This window comes from Pseudomonas sp. H1_D05, from assembly GCF_054682705.1.
The window spans coordinates 6243210-6263187 of the sequence record NZ_CP162825.1 but is presented as its reverse complement, the minus strand read 5'-3'; the positions used below and the strand labels follow the sequence as shown (position 1 = coordinate 6263187).

Below are 19978 nucleotides of genomic sequence, written 5' to 3'. Positions count from 1 at the left end.
GCGAGTGCGCACAGAACCCTGTGCTTGACCTCACCTTGTATCAACTATATATAGCGGTGCCGCGTCAGGCGCCAACCGCCTTTCACTTCTAGAATTCAGGAATTTTCTGATCCATGGGCAAATCGCTGGTCATTGTGGAATCCCCGGCTAAGGCCAAGACCATCAACAAGTATCTGGGTAACCAATACGTGGTGAAGTCGAGTATCGGCCATATCCGAGACCTGCCCACCAGCGGTTCGGCTAGCGCCAGCAAAGAGCCAGCCGCCAAGCGCGGCAAGGCTGCTGCGGGCGAAGGTCCGGTGCTCTCGCCGAAAGAGAAAGCGCGCAAGCAGCTGGTCTCGCGTATGGGTGTCGATCCTGATCATGGCTGGAAAGCCCAGTACGAGATCCTTCCGGGTAAAGAGAAGGTCATCGAAGAGCTGCGCCGGCTCGCCAAAGATGCTGACACCATCTATCTCGCAACCGACTTGGATCGCGAGGGGGAAGCCATTGCCTGGCACCTGCGCGAAGCCATCGGTGGTGACGACAGCCGCTACAAGCGTGTGGTGTTCAACGAAATCACCAAGAAAGCGATTCAGGAAGCTTTCTCGGAACCGGGTGAGCTGGACATTGATCGTGTCAACGCTCAACAGGCGCGTCGCTTCCTCGACCGCGTTGTCGGTTACATGGTCTCGCCGCTGCTGTGGGCGAAGATCGCTCGTGGCTTGTCCGCCGGTCGCGTGCAATCGGTTGCCGTGAAGCTGGTGGTTGAGCGTGAACGTGAAATTCGCGCGTTCAACCCGGAAGAGTACTGGGAAGTGCATGCCGATCTCGGCACCACCAAAGGCTCCACCGTGCGTTTCGAAGTGGCTCGCGAAAAAGGCGAAGCGTTCAAGCCGCTCAACGAAGCTCAGGCCATGGCCGCGCTGGAGAAACTCAAATCTTCCAGCTACAGCATCGTCAAGCGCGAAGACAAACCGACCAGCAGCAAGCCGTCGGCGCCGTTCATCACATCGACCCTGCAACAGGCAGCGAGCAATCGCCTGGGCTTCGGCGTGAAGAAAACCATGATGATGGCCCAGCGTCTGTACGAAGCCGGCTACATCACTTATATGCGTACCGACTCGACCAACCTCTCGGCTGATGCTGTGGCGATGGCGCGTACTTACATCGAAGACGAGTTCGGCAAGAAGTACCTGCCGGAAACGCCGAACGTCTACAGCAGCAAGGAAGGCGCACAAGAGGCTCACGAAGCGATTCGTCCTTCTGACGCCAACACCACGCCAAGCAAGCTGGCGGGTATGGAGCGTGACGCTGAGCGTCTCTACGAGCTGATCTGGCGCCAGTTCCTCGCTTGCCAGATGCTGCCGGCGCAATACCTGTCGACCACCGTCAGCGTAGGCGCTGGTGACTTCGAGCTGCGCGCCAAGGGCCGTATCCTCAAGTTTGACGGTTACACCCGTGTCATGCCGCAGATTGCCAAACCGGGTGATGACGACGTTCTGCCTGATATGGCGCAGGGCGACGTGATGAAGCTGATCAAGCTCGATCCATCGCAGCACTTCACCAAACCGCCGGCCCGCTACTCGGAAGCCAGTCTGGTGAAAGAAATGGAAAAGCGCGGTATCGGTCGTCCTTCGACTTACGCTGCGATCATTTCGACCATTCAGGATCGCGGTTACGTGACTCTGCACAACCGTCGTTTCTACTCGGAAAAGATGGGCGACATCGTCACCGAGCGTCTGTCGGAAAGCTTCTCGAACCTCATGGACTACGGCTTCACCGCAGGCATGGAAGAGAACCTCGATGACGTGGCGCAGGGCGAGCGCGACTGGAAAAACGTACTGGACGAGTTCTACGGCGACTTCAAAAAGAAACTCGAAGTAGCCGAAAACCCGGACAGCGGCATGCGTGCCAACCAGCCGGTCATGACCGATATTCCGTGCACGACTTGTGGTCGTCCGATGCAGATTCGTACCGCGTCGACAGGCGTTTTCCTCGGTTGTTCAGGCTACAGCCTGCCGCCGAAAGAGCGCTGCAAGGCCACCGTCAACCTGGTGCCGGGCGATGAAATCGCTGCGGACGACGAGGGTGAGTCGGAATCGCTGGTACTGCGTGGCAAGCACCGCTGCCCGATCTGCAGCACGGCGATGGACGCGTACCTGCTCGACGAAAAACGCAAGCTGCACATCTGTGGTAACAACCCGGATTGCGCAGGCTACGAAATCGAAGAGGGCAGCTATCGCATCAAGGGCTACGAAGGTCCGAGCCTGGAATGCGACAAGTGCGGCAGCGAGATGCAACTCAAGACCGGACGTTTCGGCAAGTTCTTCGGTTGCACCAACCCGACCTGCAAGAACACCCGTAAACTGCTCAAGAGCGGTGACGCGGCGCCGCCGAAAATGGATCCGGTGAAGATGCCTGAGCTGAAATGCGAAAAGGTCAACGACACCTACATCCTGCGTGACGGTGCGTCCGGTCTGTTCCTGGCTGCCAGTCAGTTCCCGAAAAACCGTGAGACCCGTGCTCCGCTGGTGATCGAGATTCTGCCGCACAAGGACGAGATCGATCCGAAGTACCACTTCCTCTGCGACGCTCCACAGAAAGATCCTGATGGTCTTCCGGCGGTGATTCGCTACAGCCGCAAGACCAAGGAGCAATACGTACAGACCGAAGTCGATGGCAAGCCTACCGGTTGGAAGGCGTACTTCGATGGCGGCAAGTGGACGGTTGAAGACAAACGTACGAAGGCCAAAGCTGAGTAAGCGTTAGCCTGATACTGAAAGGCCGCATGATGACCCCTCCGGGTTTTCATGCGGCCTTTTTGTTTTGTGCTTGCGGTGGGATCGGCTGATCCACGACACTGTCCGGCCTGTGTGAAGCAAATATTTCGTTGTGGAGAGCGCCGTCATGGCTCACGAACTCTATACCCGCACCAACCAGAAGATCTATTTCGCCGGACTGTCGCTCGAAGCTCTGGCTCGCGCCGAAGAGGGGCGAGCGATGAATTCGCTGGCGTTGATTCAGGCGGGGCGTGAATCGGCGTTGTTTCACCTTTACGGCGCTTTGCTCGGTCTTTGTCACGAGATCGCTGGTTTCTATCGTCTACCGCACGCCAATGCACCACGCGCCGAGATGCTGCTGACACGTGAGGTGCTGGAGTCGATCGCGATTCCCGAGTTGGCCGAGATGGTCGAACTCGCGGGAAACTCTGAAACCTGGCTGGCAAAACTGCTGGCTGCGCATTCGGCGCTGTTCCAGCCGCCACGGGTGCCACACAAGCCCAAAGGGGACGTGACTCAGCCGCTGATTCAGGCGATTAATCTGGATGAAGAACAAGCGCCAGAAGAGTTGAGTCGAGAGGAGCTGGAGAGCTGGCGGCAAAATCTGAAAGGCTTGGCGATTCGCTTTCGCGAAGGCTTGAACGAGTGCTGAGGGTGATTGACACGGTGGCAATCTGAAACATGCTGCTGGTCAAGATCCCGAGCGAAGCCTGAATGATGTCTATATAATCCCTGCCTTTCGTGGAGAACAGACCTATATGCCAACGTCCTTTCTAGAAATTGTCGAGTTACCAGACGGCCGAATCGAACTGCGCAGGGCTGAGGACGAGGGTTCTCTGGTGACGCTGGATTTCTCCGACGATGCCAAGGCGTTCCTTCAAGGTCAGCATGTAGAAATCGCCAAGGCGATGCTAAGCGTCGGCGTGCAGATGGCCGGTCGTATGGTCGAAGGCGAGTTTGATAAGGAAGAGGGGCCGCGGGTTCTTCATTGATCCGCGCCTTTGCTTTTTAATGTTACCGCTTCAGATCGGCTTCTCTGTCCCTGGAGAAGCCCTGCGCTTCACACAGCGCGTAGTAGCAACCCTCAACCCAAGCGAATATTCAAGCTCTGAGCTTCGCCCGTGCGTGCGGCGCTGATCAGTTGTTGCCGCGAGTGGGTGTTTAGCGGGTTGAGCCAGGTGACCACAGTGTGGCTGCGCCCCAACCGCAGAGCTTCGCACGCCAGTTGCTGGGCGCTTTGAGCACCCCGTGGTTGCAGTAGCAGAATACGTTCGCGGTTCAGGCCGGCATCCCGCAGCCAGGTTTGAGTCAGGCTGGCAGGTGGTGCGATCAATGTCAGCCAGCGTGCGTCCTGATCTTCGCTGAGTTCGCGAAGAATCGGGGCGAGCAGGTTCAGGCAGTTCCCGGCCGCACCACGCAGTGACAGCTCACTGAATACTTCGGGTTCGGCATTCCAGGGGCGTTCGACCGCGTCTTTCAGGATCGGCGCCATCGGTTGCGCCAGAAACGCTTCGAATAAAGGCAGTTGTGTTTGCTGAGGGGTGTGTGGGAACTGCATAAAGCCTCCTTTAGCGGCGGATTACGCCGACACTCAAGCCTTCGATCACCAGTTCCTGATCTTTCAGGTCGACTTCGATAGGGGCGAACTCGGGGTTTTCGGCAATCAGCCAGACCTTGCTACCTTCACGCTTGAAACGTTTGACCGTCACTTCGTCGCCGATACGGGCAACGACGACCTGGCCATTACGTGCTTCGCGGGTGGTGTGCACGGCAAGAAGGTCACCGTCGAAAATACCGATGTCCTTCATGCTCATGCCGTGTACGCGCAGCAGATAGTCGGCGCGCGGATGAAAGAAGGCCGGGTTGATGTTGCAGGATTCTTCGATGTGCTGCTGGGCGAGGATCGGCGCGCCGGCAGCGACCCGGCCTATGATTGGCAGGGTAGAGTCGTCTGCCTTGGCTTCAAAGCCGGGTATGCGAATACCGCGAGAAGCGCCCGGTGTCATCTCGATGGCGCCTTTTCGGGCCAGTGCCTTGAGATGTTCTTCAGCCGCGTTCGGCGACTTGAAGCCCAGTTCCTGAGCGATTTCCGCACGGGTCGGCGGATAGCCGTTGTCTTCGAGGCAGCGTTTGATAAAGGCCAGAATCTCGGCTTGGCGTGGCGTCAGCTTTAGCATATTGATCGCTCTGTCTTTTTATACAGTGACTGGGATTATATACAGTGAAGCGTCCTTGGCAATGCCCGTTTTTTTGCAGGCCGCCAGACGGTCGGCATTCGTGCTTATTAATGAGTTGGGCTTGTGTGGTTAAATAGCTGACCGACCATTCCCAAAACGAACCGGCAGGCTTGACAAGGCACAGGCTGAAACGTATGTTTCAAACAAGTGTTTGTCAGGCGGAGTAGCCATGGCCCAGTCGGAAACCGTTGAACGCATTCTTGATGCTGCCGAGCAGTTGTTCGCGGAGAAAGGTTTCGCCGAAACCTCATTGCGTTTGATCACCAGCAAGGCCGGCGTCAACCTGGCAGCGGTGAACTATCACTTCGGCTCGAAAAAAGCGCTGATTCAAGCGGTTTTCTCGCGCTTCCTCGGGCCGTTCTGCATCAGCCTCGATAAAGAGCTGGAGCGCCGTCAGGCCAAGCCTGAAAACAAGCCGACGCTTGAAGAGCTGCTCGAAATCCTCGTCGAGCAGGCCCTTGTGGTGCAACCACGCAGCGGCAATGACCTGTCGATCTTCATGCGTCTGCTCGGCCTCGCGTTCAGCCAGAGCCAGGGCCACTTGCGCCGTTATCTGGAAGACATGTACGGCAAGGTATTCCGTCGCTACATGTTGCTGGTCAACGAAGCCGCACCACGCATTCCGCCGATCGAGCTGTTCTGGCGCGTGCACTTCATGCTCGGCGCCGCGGCGTTCAGCATGTCTGGCATCAAGGCGTTGCGCGCAATTGCCGAGACCGATTTCGGCGTCAACACCTCCATTGAGCAAGTGATGCGCCTGATGGTGCCGTTCCTCGCTGCGGGCATGCGTGCCGAAACCGGCGTCACTGACGCCGCGATGGCCACCGCGCAACTGCGTCCGCGCAGTAAATCAACGCCGGTCGCCGCCAAGGTTTAACCGCGCACGGGTGGGCGCGGCAGCTTGTATCCGCTAAGCTAGCCGCCCATGCCGACTCTCGTTCTGAACCCGAAATCCATAGAAATTGCCGACCTGCCGAGCATTGCTCAGGGTAGCGATTTGCTGCGGATCGGGTTTTTCGTTTTCAAGGAATCTCTATGACTGCTGGCCTGCAAGGCTCGTTGATGGTGGACGTCGCCGGTACCTGGCTGACGGCCGAAGATCGCCAATTGTTGCGTCAGCCCGAAGTGGGCGGCCTGATCATTTTCGCGCGCAACATCGAGCATCCGCGTCAGGTGCGTGAGCTCAGCGCGGCGATTCGGGCGATTCGTCCGGATCTGCTGCTGGCGGTGGATCAAGAGGGCGGTCGCGTGCAGCGCCTGCGTCAGGGCTTCGTGCGCCTGCCGGCCATGCGTGCCATCGCCGACAATCCGAACGCCGAATACCTCGCAGAGCAATGCGGCTGGATCATGGCCACTGAAGTGCTGGCGGTCGGTCTCGACCTGAGTTTCGCCCCGGTGCTGGATCTGGATTACCAGCGCAGCGCTGTTGTCGGCACCCGTTCATTTGAGGGCGATCCGGAGCGCGCCGCAGTGCTTGCCGGAGCGTTCATTCGCGGCATGAACAGCGCGGGCATGGCGGCCACCGGCAAGCATTTCCCCGGCCACGGCTGGGCCGAAGCCGATTCCCACGTGGCGATCCCGAACGACGAGCGCAGCCTGGACGAGATCCGCGCCAACGATCTCGTGCCCTTCGCCGGGCTCAGCAAACAATTGGCCGCTGTGATGCCGGCCCACGTTATCTACCCGCAAGTCGACTCGCAGCCTGCCGGCTTCTCCCGGCGCTGGTTGCAGGACATCCTGCGCGGCGAATTGCAGTTCGACGGTGTGATCTTCAGCGACGACCTGTCGATGGCCGGCGCCCACGTGGTTGGCGATGCCGCCAGTCGTATTGAGGCCGCACTCACGGCCGGTTGCGACATGGGCCTGGTATGCAACGATCGCGCCGCTGCCGAACTGGCCCTGAGCGCCGCGCAGCGCATGAAGGTCAAGCCTTCAGACCGCATCGCGCGCATGCGCGGTCAGGCATTCGCCAGCACCGATTACCGTCAGGATCCGCGCTGGCTCACCGCCGTTGGCGCCCTCAAAGATGCTCAACTCATCGATTAAGGATTTTCGCTATGACGGTTTACGCAATCATCGGTGGCACCGGCCTGACCCAGCTCGAAGGCTTGACCATTCGCCAGTCACTGGCGGTGGACACTCCCTACGGCGCGCCATCGGCCGACGTGCAGATCGGTGAATACGCCGGCAAGGAAGTGCTGTTCCTCGCCCGTCACGGCCATCCGCATCGTTTCCCGCCGCACAAGGTCAACTACCGCGCCAACCTGTGGGCGCTGAAGCAGGCCGGTGCCGAAGCAATCATTGCCGTTAACGCGGTGGGCGGTATTCATCCAGCGATGGGCACCGGTCATTTCTGCGTGCCGCACCAGATCGTCGACTACACCAGTGGGCGCGAGCACACTTTCTTCGCCGATGATCTGGAGCACGTCACCCATATCGACTTCAGCTTCCCCTACAGCGAGCCGCTGCGTCAGCAGTTGATTGCTACGGTGGCTGCCGAAGGCTGCGAATACAGCGATCAAGGCGTGTATGCCTGCACTCAGGGCCCGCGTCTGGAAACCGTGGCGGAGATCGTGCGTCTGGAGCGCGATGGCTGTGACATCGTTGGCATGACCGGCATGCCGGAAGCGGCGCTGGCGCGTGAGCTGGATCTGGATTACGCCTGTCTGGCGCTGGTGGTGAACCCGGCGGCGGGCAAGACCACCGAAGTGATCACCATGGCCGAGATCGAGCAGGCGTTGCATGACGGCATGGGCAAGGTGAAATCGGCGTTGGCGCGGGTGTTGGCCGGCTAAGGACTGCCCATGAGCATTTTCATCGAAAGGCTAAAGTCGTTGGCCTGGACTCAGGCATTCAGTAGCAAGGCGCTGGCCAAGGCTCGGGCTTATGCCGCCGAAGATCGGGTAGAGATCATCGAGATCGATGACAGAAAGGTCGAGGCGTTCTGCGTCGGTTCGGAAGATCAGGCGTATGAACAAACCATTTACCTGTCCGAAGATCGGCTGGGTTCCGTCAACGTGCGTTGCCTGTGCAGCTGTCCTGTCACAATTGACTGCAAACACTGCGCTGCGGTGCTCTATCACCTGCAGGGCAGTGATCATAATGCGTCTGAAAGTGACGCACAGATCCCGTTGGGTCGGGCGCTGGAACATTGGCTTTCGACCATTCCCGTGCCGGCCAAGCCCACCGAAGAAGGCGCGCAAACCGCAGGCACGCGCCTGTTTTACAAGCTCAAGCCAACGTCAGTGAGCGGCAAGTGGCTGCTCGATATTTTCAAGGTCTCCCAGCTCAAGAGCGGCGAGTTGCGCGAAGTCAAACCGATGTATTCGCTGGCGGAAATGCTCATGCGTCAGCCCGGCTACCTGTCCGAGCTGGATCTGCGCGTCGCCAGGCTGCTGGTTGCCATGCACTCCCATCACGCCTATTACAGCGGCTATCCGCTGGAAGGCAGCAGCGGCGCCGAACTGCTGGAAATGCTCCTGCGCACCTCGCGGCTGTTCCTCGATTTCGAGGATCTGCAACCGTTGATGTCTGGCGCGAAACGCATCGGCCAGTTCGCCTGGGCCGAGCAGGCCGACGGCGGGTTCCGCGCGCAGTGGAGCAGTGCCGAGGCTACGCAGGAAACCGTGCTGGCGCTGGAGCCGCTTTATTACCTGGATCGTGAACAGCGGCAGATTGGCCCTCTGTTCAATGAACTGGAAGAAAAACTGGCCAGTCATTTGACTCTGGCGCCGGACATTCCGGCGCGTCAGGCCATGCAGTTCAGTCATCGCATGAGCGCCGCAACGAGAATCCCGCCGCCCCACCAACTGACCGAACGAATCATCGACGACGTACTACCGCAGCCGCAACTCACCCTCGTCAGCGGTCGGGAGCGCTCGCGCTGGGAATACGTTCTTGAGCACCGCGCCGCCCTGGTGTTTACCTACAACGGCCAGCCGACGGTGGATCGCAACCCGGAAGTAATGATCCTCAACGGTACCGAAACCCAGCGCATTCAACGCCAGCCGGCAGTGGAAAAGAAACTGCGCCAGATCCTGCAAAAGCTCGGCTTCAAGAAAACCACGCGCAAGAGCTCGCTGGATCGTCCCGGCGAGATGTTCACGTTGCCGGATGATTCCGCCTGGCTCGGGTTTATGCACGAAGGGCTTGCCACGTTGCGCGCCTCGAACTGGGAAGTCGAGATGAGTCCCGGCTTTCATTTCAATGTGCAACCGGTTGAGCATTGGTACGCGGAGGTCGAGGAAGAGGCCGGGCATCAGTGGTTTGATTTGCAGTTGGGTATTGTCGTCAATGGCCAGCGCTACAGTTTGCTACCGATCCTTCTGCACTTGTTGCGCACCCAGCCGCGCTTGCTTGACCCGGTCAATCTGGCGCAACGCAGCGATGACGAAAAACTCCTGATCGAACTGAAACCCAGCGGTTTTGGCGACCCATCGGGCGCCAAGGTCGCGCTGCCGCTGAGTCGGATCAAACCGCTGATGGCCACGCTGGGCGAGTTGTACCTGGGCGGTCATCAGGGCGATGCACTGCGCTTGAGTGTCCCGGATGCCGCGCGCTTGAGTATGCTCGATGGCGTGCCGCTGGATTGGCAGGGGGGCGAGCGGCTGCGCACCTTCGCCAAGCGCTTGCAGAATTCCAGTCACACCCGTGTCGCTGCGCCGGCCGGCCTTAACGCGCAACTGCGCCCCTATCAGCTCGAAGGCCTGAACTGGATGCAGACCCTGCGCGAGCTTGAGGTCGGCGGCATTCTGGGCGATGACATGGGGCTGGGCAAAACGCTGCAAACCTTGGCGCATCTGCTCACGGAAAAACACGCCGGACGCCTCGATTGCCCGGCTCTGGCGGTGATGCCGACCAGCCTGATTCCCAACTGGCTCGACGAGGCCGAGCGCTTCACCCCCCAGTTGAAAGTGTTGGCGCTGCACGGCTCTGGGCGGCAAAAGGATTTCGCTGATCTGGCTGAATACGATCTGGTACTGACCACTTACGCTTTGCTGCCGAGGGATCTCGAGGTTCTACAGCCGCAGTTGTGGAGCGTGCTGATTCTCGACGAAGCGCAGAACATCAAGAACCCGCTCAGCAAAGCCGCGCAGGCCGCACGCGATTTGCAGGCCCGCCAGCGCTTGTGCCTGAGCGGCACGCCATTGGAAAACCACTTGGGCGAGCTTTGGTCGCAGTTTCATTTCCTCATGCCCGGTTGGCTCGGCGACAGCAAGTCCTTCAATCGCGATTACCGCACGCCAATCGAGAAGCACGGCAATGTTCAGCGCATGCAGCACCTGACAGCGCGCATCAAACCGTTTTTGTTGCGCCGCAAAAAGGATCAGGTGGCCACCGAACTGCCGCCGAAAACCGAAATTGTCCATTGGGTCGATCTCAGCGACGGCCAGCGGGATGTCTATGAAACGGTGCGCGTGGCGATGGACAAAAAAGTCCGCGACGAAATTGCCCGCAGTGGTGTGGCGCGCAGTCAGATCATCATTCTGGATGCCTTGCTCAAGCTGCGGCAGGTCTGTTGCGACTTGCGTCTGATCAACATGCCGATGACAGCGAAGGCGCTGCGCTCCGGCAGTGGCAAGTTGCTCAGCCTGATGGAGATGCTCGAAGAGTTGCTCGGCGAAGGTCGAAGAATCCTGCTGTTTTCGCAGTTCACCTCGATGCTCGCCTTGATCGAGGAAGAATTGCAGCAACGTGACATTGCCTATTCGCTGCTGACCGGGGACACCACGGATCGACGCACACCGGTGAAGGATTTTCAGGGCGGCAAGGTGCCGCTGTTTCTCATCAGTCTCAAAGCGGGCGGTACCGGGTTGAACCTGACCGCTGCGGACACGGTGATTCACTTCGACCCTTGGTGGAACCCGGCGGTGGAGAATCAGGCCACCGATCGTGCGTATCGAATCGGGCAAAACAACCCGGTGTTCGTTTACAAGCTGATTGCTCGTGGCACGGTAGAGGAAAAAATACAGGCGCTGCAGCAGGAGAAAGCGGCGTTGGCCGGAGCGGTGCTTGAGGGCGGGACGACCGGTGGCTGGAAGCTGGAGCAGAGTGACATTGAGGCGCTGTTTGCACCGTTGCCGGTTTCCAAGAATTGAGCCTGGGTTTTAAACGTTATACCGAGGTGAGCCATTCGCGAGCAGGCTCGCTCCCACATTAGATTTGTGTGATTCACAAGATCCCTGTGAACACTGGATTGGTGAATGCCACCGATCCAGTGTGGGAGCGAGCCTGCTCGCGAAAGCTATCTAACAGGCGACGTAGATATCAACGCTTGTCGGACTTATCCGGCAACGGCGCAAACAACGCCTCGATATCATCACTCTGCAACTTCCAGTCCCCGGCCTTGCGCCCATCCAGCACGCCCGCTGCCAAGTCGGATTTTTCCTTTTGCAGGTGCTGAATCTTCTCTTCCACGGTGCCCCGGGCAATCATCTTGTAGACGAACACCGGTTTCTCCTGGCCGATCCGATAGGCGCGATCCGTCGCCTGATTCTCGGTGGCCGGGTTCCACCACGGGTCGTAATGAATCACCGTGTCGGCCTCGGTCAGGTTCAAACCGACGCCGCCGGCCTTCAGGCTGATCAGAAAGATCTGACGCTTGCCGCTCTGGAATTCCTTCACCGGCGTGCGCCGATCCCGGGTCTGGCCGGTCAGTAGCGCGTAGGACACGTTACGTTTTTTCAGCTCTTCCTCGATCAACGACAGCATCGAAGTGAACTGCGAAAACAGCAGAATCCGCCGGCCTTCCTCGAACAACTCCTCGAGCATTTCCATCAAACTGTCGAGCTTGCCTGACGTGCTGCCGCGAGCGGGCAGGGTGGCGTCATTGACCAGGCGCAGATCGCAGCAGACCTGACGCAGTTTGAGCAGCGCCTCAAGAATGATGATCTGGCTGCGCGCCACGCCTTTGCGGGTGATCTCGTCGCGGACCTTCTTGTCCATCGCCAGGCGCATGGTTTCATACACATCGCGCTGCGCTTCGTTGAGATCGACCCAATGGATGATCTCGGTTTTCGGCGGCAACTCGGTCGCCACTTGTTCCTTGGTGCGGCGCAGCAAGAACGGTTTTATCCGACCGTTGAGGTGCTGAAGCCTGACTTCACTGCCGCGCTTTTCAATCGGCACGCGGTAATCGGCGTTGAAGCTTTTTACGTCGCCGAGCCAGCCGGGCAGCAGGAAGTGAAACAGCGACCACAGCTCGCCCAAGTGATTTTCCAGCGGCGTACCGCTGAGGCACAGGCGCTGACGCGCATTCAGCTCGCGCGCGGCTTGAGCGGCTTTGCTGTTCGGATTCTTGATGTACTGCGCTTCATCCAGCACCAGCACATGCAGCGGCTGTTTGGTCAGACGTTCGACGTCTTTCGGCAGCAGGGCGTAGGTGGTGAGGATCAGGTCGAAGTCGGCCAGATTATCGAAATGCTTTTTGCGAGTGGCGCCATACAGGGCAACCACTTTCAGTTGCGGGGTAAAGTGCGCCGCCTCATCGAGCCAGTTCGGAATCAGGCTGGTCGGCATCACCACCATGCACGGGCGATCGAGACGTCCGGCGTTTTTCTCGCTGAGAATATGCGCCAGGGTCTGTAGGGTTTTACCCAGGCCCATGTCATCCGCAAGAATCCCGCCGACTTCCAGTTGCCGCAGCGATTGCATCCAGCTTAAGCCTTCGAGCTGATAAGGCCGCAACGTCGCATTCAAGCCTTCAGGCGCCTCTGCGCTGAAATCACGAATATCGCGCAGGCGTTGGGCAAACGTGCGGATCTGCTCGCCGCCCTCCCACAGCAGCGGAAGGCCTTCCAGCGAATTCAGGCGGGTGGCGTCGGCCTTGCTCAGGCGCAGGGTGGTTTCGCCCGGCTCTTGCAAATAGAACTCGCCGAGCGTCATCAATACCGGCTTCAACCGGCCCAACGGCAAAGCCACTTGCAGCGGCCCATGCTCGCTGGTGCGTTGCGGGATGTTGACCAGAATCAGCTCGTCATCGCGACGGCGCGCCAGGCGTTCCGGATTGAGGATTTCCGCGTGCGAGCGCATCAGATTGAGCAAGATAGGCAACAGACTCAGGCGCTCACCATTGACGATGATCCCCAGTTCCAGATCAAACCAATCGCGTTCCGGCACCTGCTCGACGGTGGCGTACCAGTCATCCACAGCGGTCAGATCGAAGCCGAATTCCTCATCGATCTGCAATTCCCAGCCTTGGCTGCGCAGTTTCGGCAGGTCGTTGAGGGTGAACGTCAGCCAGGCGCTGTCATTGACCATCTCGTACAGCTCACCGGCGCTTTCCGGCAGGGCTTTGCTCTGGCGGGTGGCGATGCGAAAGCCGAGGATGCGCAACTGTTCGCGGTACGACTGCTCGATATCCGGATGGCGTTTGACGCGCAGCGTCTGGCTTTCCTGGCGAATCAGGATATCGCTGTTCTTCTGCCCGCTGACGTACTCGTCAAGGTAGCTGAACGAAAGCGCCGCGCGATGCTGAATGTAGCGCTGCATCTTGCCGTTGCGCGGTTCGAAGGCACTGAACTCGACACTGGCCAGCCATAGGCGTGGCAGTGGCTGCACATTGTCGACCAGCACTTGCGGTGGCGCCTTCGGGCTGCGATTTTCCAGCACGGCTTGCAGCTTTTCCAAGAGTTCGGCGTCTTTGGCGGCGGCCGGGTAATCGAGGGTTTCCTGCACTTTCAGCAGCACCGCTGCGCAGTGTTTGCAGTTGCTGCGAACCGGGCACGTGCAGCTGGCATCGACCAGCAGCAAGGTGTTTTTGGCGGATTCGCGCAGCTGGATGGTCTGGCGGTAAACGTTACCGCCAGAGCCTTCGCAACTGGCGGTGATGGTCGCATCGCCGACCTGGGCGATGCGTACCCGGTTTTCCAGGGCATAGCGGCGGCCACGCTCCAGGCTCTGTTCCTTGAATCGGCTGACCCAGGAGGGTGCCAACGGTTTACTCAGGGGCGGGGACATAAGGACTTCGATCAGTCCGGAATCGCTTCAGGCGCTTCCCGTGGCGCTGGCGCGGTCAGGGAAGTGATCTTGATCAGCAAGGCCAGATGGCCGTTGTCCAGGTAGTTGAGTTGGCCATTTTTGGTGTGGCTGTCCTGCTTCAGGCGCTCGCTGGCGGTGACCAGGCCATTGGCGTCGATCTGATTGACCCAGAAATCGGCGTTCACATCGGTGAAACGCCCCAGTTTCATTTCCAGCGTGCCCTCGATCGGGAATTGACCGAACTGCTCCTGACCGTCGCTGACCGCCACTTTTGCCGGTGCTTCGCCAAGGGTTTGCTGCCAGGCCTTGTGCATCAGCACGCTGTAGTCGCCGCTGGCGGTGAGTTTGCTGACAACGTCGTTCAACGCCGGTGTGCGTTTGCTGTCGTCGCTCAAACGCTGGGCCCCAGCGGCCCAGTCTTCCGGCGCGGCGCGGCTGACGATTGCCGGTACGGCGTTCTGGCGCACCAGAATCATTTCGACCTGATACAGGTCATCGGCGAAAGCCGAAGGGGCTACCAAAGCAAGTAGCAAAGTCACTGAGCGGAACAGGCGCATTGGGCGTCCTTCAAACAGATTTCGGGAGGAGGCGCTCAAACAGCGCCTCTACAGTATTAAAGCGCTCTTCCGGACGTTCCATCGGTACCTGGAATTTGAACATCGTCGCGCCTTCGAATTTGTAGCGTTTTGGCTGGCTCTGGATCAGCTTGATCAGCGTCATCGGGTCGACCGGCGTCTGCGCTTCGAACTCGATGCGCCCACCTTGCGGCCCGCCATCGACCTTCTTGATACCCAGTTGCTCAGCCTGCAATTTCAACGCCGTGATGCGCACCAGATTCTTCGTCGGTTCCGGCAACAAGCCGAAACGGTCGATCATCTCGACTTGCAGATCCTTGAGGCCTTCCTCGTCGGTGGCCGAAGCGATGCGTTTGTACAGAATCAGACGCGCGTGAACATCCGGCAGGTAGTCTTCCGGAATCAGCGCTGGCACTCGCAAGTTGACTTCCGGGCCACCGCCCAGCGGCTGATCGAGGTTCGGTTGTTCGCCCTTACGGATCGATTTCACCGCGCGTTCGAGCATCTCCATATACAGCGTGAAGCCCACGGCCTGAATCTGCCCGCTCTGGCCATCGCCGAGCAGTTCGCCGGCGCCACGGATTTCCAGGTCGTTGGTCGCCAGGACGAAACCGGCACCGAGATCCTGAGTGTTGGCGATCGCTTCCAGACGCTTTTCCGCGTCCGAGGTGATTTGCTGGCGCGGCGGTGTCAGCAGGTAGGCGTAAGCCTGGTGGTGACTACGGCCGACACGACCACGCAACTGGTGCAGTTGTGCCAGGCCGAACTTGTCGGCGCGCTCGATGATGATGGTGTTGGCGCTCGGCACATCGATGCCGGTCTCGATGATGGTCGAGGCGATCAGCACGTTGAAGCGCTTGTGATAGAAGTCGCTCATCACCTGTTCAAGTTCGCGCTCGCGCATCTGTCCGTGACCAATGCCGATGCGGGCTTCCGGCACCAGTTCGGCGAGATCGGCGGCGCACTTCTCGATGGTTTTCACATCGTTGTGCAGGTAGTAAACCTGGCCGCCGCGCAGCAGTTCACGGAGCAGGGCCTCTTTGACCGTGCTCTTGTTCTGCTCCATGACGAAGGTGCGCACCGACAGGCGTCGCGCTGGCGGCGTAGCGATGATCGACAGGTCGCGCATGCCCGACACCGCCATGTTCAGCGTGCGCGGAATCGGCGTGGCGGTCAGGGTAAGAATGTCGACTTCGCTGCGCAGGGCCTTGAGCTGTTCTTTCTGACGGACACCGAAACGGTGTTCTTCGTCGATGATCACCAGCCCGAGGTTTTTGATTTTTACATCGTCGGACAGCAGCTTGTGCGTGCCAATGACGATGTCGATTTTGCCTTCAGCCAGATCGGCGATCGCCGCGTTCACTTCCTTGGCCGATTTGAAGCGGCTCATTACTTCTACTGTCACGGGCCAGTCGGCGAAGCGGTCGCGGAAGCTGTTGTAGTGCTGCTGGGCGAGCAGGGTGGTCGGCACCAGAATCGCCACCTGACGACCGCCGTGCACGGCGATGAATGCCGCACGCATGGCCACTTCGGTCTTGCCGAAACCGACGTCGCCGCAGACCAGGCGATCCATCGGTTTCGGCGCGAGCATGTCTTCGCGCACGGCTTCGATGGTCGATTGCTGGTCCGGGGTTTCTTCGAACGGGAACCCGGCGCTGAACGTCGCGTAATCGGCTTTCGGGTCGGCGAATGCATAACCTTCGCGAGCGGCACGCCGGGCGTAAATATCGAGCAGTTCAGCGGCAACATCGCGCACCTGTTCGGCGGCTTTGCGCTTGGCCTTCTGCCAGGTTTCCGAACCAAGGCGGTGCAGCGGGGCCAGCGCATCGTCGCTACCGGTGTAACGCGCGATCAAATGCAGGTTGGCTACGGGCACGTAAAGCTTGGCGTTCTCGGCGTATTCGAGGGTGAGGAATTCGGCCGCCTGATTGTCGATTTCCAGAATCGTCAGGCCCAGATAGCGGCCGACACCGTGATCGATGTGCACCACCGGCGCGCCTTCGCGCAGCTCGGTGAGGTTCTTGATCACCGCGTCATTGCTGACGTCGCTGCGTTTCTCGCGGCGACGACGTTGCATCACACGCTGACCGAACAGCGGACTTTCCGCGACGAGTGCCAGCGCCGGCTCATCCAGCATCAGGCCTTCGTCGAGCGGGGCAATGGTGATCGCCAGACGATCCTTGCTCGCGACGAAATCAGGCCAGCTGTCGACATTTTTCGGTCGCAGCTTCAGGCGCTCAAGCAACTCCAGCAGGACTTCACGACGGCCCGCGGATTCGGCGGTGAACAGCACGCGACCGGGGAACTCATCGAGGAACGCCGACAGCGCCGCCAGCGGTTGCGTGGCTTTGGCCTCGATTGCCAGATTCGGCAGTGCTTGCGCGGGGAAGCGCTCGCGGCCGACGCCGGTTTCCACGTCTTGTTGACTGGCGATCACACGTGGCCAGCTCTTCAAACGGGCGAAACAGTCTTCCACCGGCAGGAACAATTCTGCCGGCGGCAATAAAGGACGCGAAGGGTCGACGCGGCGCTCTTCATAACGATTGCGCACGTCGTTCCAGAAATTCTCCGCAGCTTGTTCGATGCCGGGCAGCGAGAACACTTGCGTGTCTTGCGGCAGGTAATCGAACAGCGTCGAGGTTTCGTCGAAAAACAGCGGCAGGTAATACTCGATCCCGGCCGGGGTGATGCCGCTGCTCAGATCCTGAAAGATCGGGCAGCGACGGAAGTCGACGTCGAAACGCTCGCGGAAACGCGCCTTGAAGCGGGTGACTGCGTCTTTCTGCAGTGGAAACTCACGGGCCGGCAGCAGCTTGACCGAATCGACCTTGTCGATGGAGCGCTGGTTTTCCGGGTCGAAGGTACGCAGGGTTTCGATTTCGTCGTCGAACAGGTCGATGCGATAGGGCAGTTTGCTGCCCATCGGGAATAGATCGATCAGTGCGCCGCGAACGGTGAACTCGCCGTGCTCATAAACCGTGTCTACGTAGCGATAGCCACTGGCTTCGAGCCGCGCACGCATCTGTTCAACATCGAGCTTCTGGCCGACATCCAGCACCAGGCTGCTGCCGAGCAGGAACTTGGTCGGCGCCAACCGGTGCAACGCTGTGGTGATCGGCACCACCAGCACGCCATGCGCCAGCTCTGGCAGCCTATACAAGCTGGCGATGCGCTGGGAAATGATGTCCTGGTGCGGCGAGAACAGGTCGTACGGCAGGGTTTCCCAGTCAGGGAAATGCAGAACGGGCAAATCCGGGGCGAAGAAACTCAGCTCCTGTTCCAGTCGTTCAGCACTCTGGCTGTCGGCGGTCAGTAGCAGGGTGAAGCGCTTGGCAGCGCTGGCAGCCTCGGCAATCGCGAGACTGAGGGCAGCACCGGGCAGATTGCCCCAATGCTGTTTACCTGCCTCGGCAGGGAGTAGCGGTAGACGCAGAACGGGCACGGAAGGTTGAGCTCCAGGCTTTGCGACAAAGTCGGTAATTGTAGCGGCGTCCGGTGCCGCCTGTCAGTTGCAGACTACGTCTATCTTCGATGTTTGCGCGAAATGTAGTGGTAACCATAAAAACCAGCGGTTTTTTAGCGATTATGTAGTGCCGAAAGTGGCTGGTGTTACGGAGGGTTACAGACATCGTCTAACAGTCGTCGAAAAATTGACTGCGCTGAAAGCCCCGGTTTTACTGGGCTGGCGCGAGGCGTAATTTTTTTGAACGGGATTTTGTTACCGATTTCGCGACAAGCGCGCATTGCTGAATGAGGTTGTCGGCGGCATAATGTAGCCCCTTTTTTCTGCCCCTACATGTGGAAGGTTACCGTGACTCAGAAGCCCGACCAGTGTCTTGGTGAATGGATCGACCGTGAAGCACTCGCAGAAGCGATGATTCCGCTTATCGGTCAGCTCTACCGCAATAACAACGTGGTGAGCTCGATCTATGGCCGCAGCCTGATCAACCAGTCTGTCATCGCGATTCTCAAAGCTCACCGCTTTGCGCGCCACCGTTCTTCCGACGACAGCGAACTCTCCGTCCACGAAACATTCCCACTGCTCAAGGCCATGAGCGAGCTCAAGCTCGGCGCGGCTTCGGTAGATCTGGGCAAGTTGGCGTTCAAATTCCGTAACGAAGGCAATGGCCGCAGCGCCGAGCAATTCGTTCGTGAAGAAATGGCTGACGTGGTTGGCCAGCAAAACGCTTCCGCACGTAAAGGCACCGACGTTGTGCTGTACGGCTTCGGTCGTATCGGCCGTTTGCTGGCGCGCATCCTGATCGAGAAAACCGGTGGTGGCGACGGTCTGCGTCTGCGTGCCATCGTCGTGCGCAAAGGCGCCGACAACGACCTGACCAAGCGCGCCAGCCTGCTGCGTCGCGATTCGGTCCATGGTTCGTTCAACGGCACCATTACCATCGACGAAGAAAACAACACCATCACCGCCAACGGTAACCTGATCCAGGTGATCTACGCGAAGAACCCGACCGAGGTGGATTACACCCAGTACGGCATCAAAGACGCGCTGCTGGTGGACAACACCGGTGTATGGCGTGACGCCGATGGCCTCGGTCAGCACCTGGCCTGCCCGGGTATCGACCGCGTTGTTCTGACCGCGCCTGGCAAAGGCAAGCTGAAGAACATCGTTCACGGCATCAACCACAACGAAATCACCGCTGACGACAAGATCGTGTCCGCCGCTTCCTGCACCACCAACGCCATCGTGCCGGTGCTGAAAGCTGTGAATGACAAGTTCGGCATCATCAACGGTCACGTCGAAACCGTTCACTCGTACACCAACGACCAGAACCTGATCGACAACTTCCACAAGGGCGATCGCCGTGGCCGTAGCGCCGCGCTGAACATGGTGATCACCGAGACCGGTGCTGCCACCGCTGCTGCCAAGGCCCTGCCTGAGCTGGCCGGCAAGCTGACCGGTAACGCGATCCGCGTTCCGACGCCAAACGTGTCGATGGCCATTCTCAACCTCAACCTTGAGAAAGCCGCTACCCGTGAAGAGATGAACGAGTACCTGCGCTACATGGCGCTGCACTCCGATCTGCACAAGCAAATCGACTTCGTCAACTCGCAGGAAGTGGTTTCGACTGACTTCGTGGGCTCGCGCCACGCCGGTGTGGTCGACGCTGAAGCGACCATCGTTCAGGACAACCGCGTTGTTCTGTACGTCTGGTACGACAACGAGTTCGGCTACAGCTGCCAGGTGGTTCGCGTGATGGAAGACATGGCCGGTGTAAACCCGCCAGCGTTCCCGCGCTAAGCACTCGTTGCAAATGAAAGCGCCCCGACTTAGGTCGGGGCGTTTTTGTTTGTGTGCCGTTTAGAGCTGTGTTGTCAGTAGCGGCCTCTTCGCGAGCAGGCTCGCTCCCACATGGGGATTTGTGAACGACACAGATCCAGTGTAGGAGCGAGCCTGCTCGCGAAA

13 protein-coding genes are annotated in these 19978 nt (G+C 59.3%); 8 read left to right on the top strand and 5 right to left on the bottom strand.

The window, feature by feature from the left end; genetic code table 11:
* Nucleotides 1-113 precede the first annotated feature (113 nt).
* The 3 genes from topA to AB4O11_RS28105 all read left to right on the top strand — a co-directional run bounded on the left by topA (nt 114) and on the right by AB4O11_RS28105 (nt 3754).
* Nucleotides 114-2744: a type I DNA topoisomerase gene (gene topA, locus AB4O11_RS28115; RefSeq protein WP_414926290.1), complete on the top strand. Its 2631-nt coding sequence runs from the start codon at nt 114-116 to the stop codon at nt 2742-2744.
* Nucleotides 2745-2889: 145 nt separating this feature from the next.
* A complete protein-coding gene (locus AB4O11_RS28110; RefSeq protein WP_460129607.1) occupies nt 2890-3414 on the top strand; it encodes a DUF6586 family protein in 525 nt (174 codons plus the stop codon).
* Between the two features lie 106 nt (nt 3415-3520).
* Nucleotides 3521-3754 carry a hypothetical protein gene (locus tag AB4O11_RS28105; protein WP_007910471.1) on the top strand — a complete coding sequence of 78 codons (234 nt, stop codon included), beginning with the start codon at nt 3521-3523 and terminating at the stop codon, nt 3752-3754.
* Nucleotides 3755-3846: 92 nt separating this feature from the next.
* Here the strand turns inward: AB4O11_RS28105 and sulA are convergent, their stop codons facing one another.
* Nucleotides 3847-4320, bottom strand: coding sequence for an SOS-induced cell division inhibitor SulA (gene sulA, locus AB4O11_RS28100; RefSeq protein WP_460129605.1), 474 nt, complete (start codon nt 4318-4320; stop codon nt 3847-3849).
* Between the two features lie 10 nt (nt 4321-4330).
* Entirely contained in the window at nt 4331-4939 is a 609-nt protein-coding gene (lexA, locus tag AB4O11_RS28095) for a transcriptional repressor LexA (RefSeq protein ID WP_003226590.1), read from the bottom strand.
* Nucleotides 4940-5168: 229 nt separating this feature from the next.
* Here lexA and AB4O11_RS28090 point away from each other — a divergent pair, with 229 nt between their 5' ends.
* From AB4O11_RS28090 to AB4O11_RS28075, 4 genes are all read left to right on the top strand, one after another.
* Complete coding sequence (locus AB4O11_RS28090) at nt 5169-5876, top strand: TetR/AcrR family transcriptional regulator (RefSeq protein WP_007910473.1); 708 nt, start codon at nt 5169-5171, stop codon at nt 5874-5876.
* 158 nt (nt 5877-6034) lie between these two features.
* Complete coding sequence (nagZ, locus tag AB4O11_RS28085) at nt 6035-7045, top strand: beta-N-acetylhexosaminidase (RefSeq protein ID WP_460129603.1); 1011 nt, start codon at nt 6035-6037, stop codon at nt 7043-7045.
* A gap of 11 nt (nt 7046-7056) precedes the next feature.
* On the top strand, nt 7057-7794 hold the full coding sequence (locus AB4O11_RS28080; RefSeq protein WP_460091627.1) for an S-methyl-5'-thioinosine phosphorylase: 738 nt from the start codon (nt 7057-7059) through the stop codon (nt 7792-7794).
* A gap of 9 nt (nt 7795-7803) precedes the next feature.
* Nucleotides 7804-11097, top strand: coding sequence for a DEAD/DEAH box helicase (locus AB4O11_RS28075; RefSeq protein WP_460129601.1), 3294 nt, complete (start codon nt 7804-7806; stop codon nt 11095-11097).
* Between the two features lie 169 nt (nt 11098-11266).
* Here AB4O11_RS28075 and AB4O11_RS28070 read toward each other — a convergent pair whose 3' ends face one another.
* Genes AB4O11_RS28070 through mfd form a run of 3 tightly spaced genes read right to left on the bottom strand, consistent with a single transcriptional unit; the run spans nt 11267 to nt 17995 of the window.
* Entirely contained in the window at nt 11267-13957 is a 2691-nt protein-coding gene (locus AB4O11_RS28070) for an SNF2-related protein (protein ID WP_460129599.1), read from the bottom strand.
* A gap of 11 nt (nt 13958-13968) precedes the next feature.
* On the bottom strand, nt 13969-14535 hold the full coding sequence (locus AB4O11_RS28065) for a CsiV family protein (protein ID WP_093433687.1): 567 nt from the start codon (nt 14533-14535) through the stop codon (nt 13969-13971).
* 10 nt (nt 14536-14545) lie between these two features.
* The gene (mfd, locus tag AB4O11_RS28060) at nt 14546-17995 is read right to left on the bottom strand and encodes a transcription-repair coupling factor (RefSeq protein WP_460091623.1); all 3450 of its coding nucleotides are present in this window, start codon (nt 17993-17995) and stop codon (nt 14546-14548) included.
* Nucleotides 17996-18349: 354 nt separating this feature from the next.
* On the opposite strand from mfd, the gene AB4O11_RS28055 reads away from it, so the two are divergent.
* Nucleotides 18350-19813 (top strand): glyceraldehyde-3-phosphate dehydrogenase, encoded by a 1464-nt coding sequence (locus tag AB4O11_RS28055; protein ID WP_186624461.1) that lies wholly within the window; start codon nt 18350-18352, stop codon nt 19811-19813.
* The last annotated feature ends 165 nt before the right edge of the window (nt 19814-19978 follow it).

Excerpts from the sequence above, each read along its gene's own strand:
- topA (WP_414926290.1), top strand. The coding sequence starts at position 114 with ATGGGCAAATCGCTGGTCATTGTGGAATCCCCGGCTAAGGCCAAGACC.
- AB4O11_RS28110 (WP_460129607.1), top strand. The coding sequence starts at position 2,890 with ATGGCTCACGAACTCTATACCCGCACCAACCAGAAGATCTATTTCGCC.
- AB4O11_RS28105 (WP_007910471.1), top strand. The coding sequence starts at position 3,521 with ATGCCAACGTCCTTTCTAGAAATTGTCGAGTTACCAGACGGCCGAATC.
- sulA (WP_460129605.1), bottom strand. The coding sequence starts at position 4,320 with ATGCAGTTCCCACACACCCCTCAGCAAACACAACTGCCTTTATTCGAA.
- lexA (WP_003226590.1), bottom strand. The coding sequence starts at position 4,939 with ATGCTAAAGCTGACGCCACGCCAAGCCGAGATTCTGGCCTTTATCAAA.
- AB4O11_RS28090 (WP_007910473.1), top strand. The coding sequence starts at position 5,169 with ATGGCCCAGTCGGAAACCGTTGAACGCATTCTTGATGCTGCCGAGCAG.
- nagZ (WP_460129603.1), top strand. The coding sequence starts at position 6,035 with ATGACTGCTGGCCTGCAAGGCTCGTTGATGGTGGACGTCGCCGGTACC.
- AB4O11_RS28080 (WP_460091627.1), top strand. The coding sequence starts at position 7,057 with ATGACGGTTTACGCAATCATCGGTGGCACCGGCCTGACCCAGCTCGAA.
- AB4O11_RS28075 (WP_460129601.1), top strand. The coding sequence starts at position 7,804 with ATGAGCATTTTCATCGAAAGGCTAAAGTCGTTGGCCTGGACTCAGGCA.
- AB4O11_RS28070 (WP_460129599.1), bottom strand. The coding sequence starts at position 13,957 with ATGTCCCCGCCCCTGAGTAAACCGTTGGCACCCTCCTGGGTCAGCCGA.
- AB4O11_RS28065 (WP_093433687.1), bottom strand. The coding sequence starts at position 14,535 with ATGCGCCTGTTCCGCTCAGTGACTTTGCTACTTGCTTTGGTAGCCCCT.
- AB4O11_RS28055 (WP_186624461.1), top strand. The coding sequence starts at position 18,350 with ATGTGGAAGGTTACCGTGACTCAGAAGCCCGACCAGTGTCTTGGTGAA.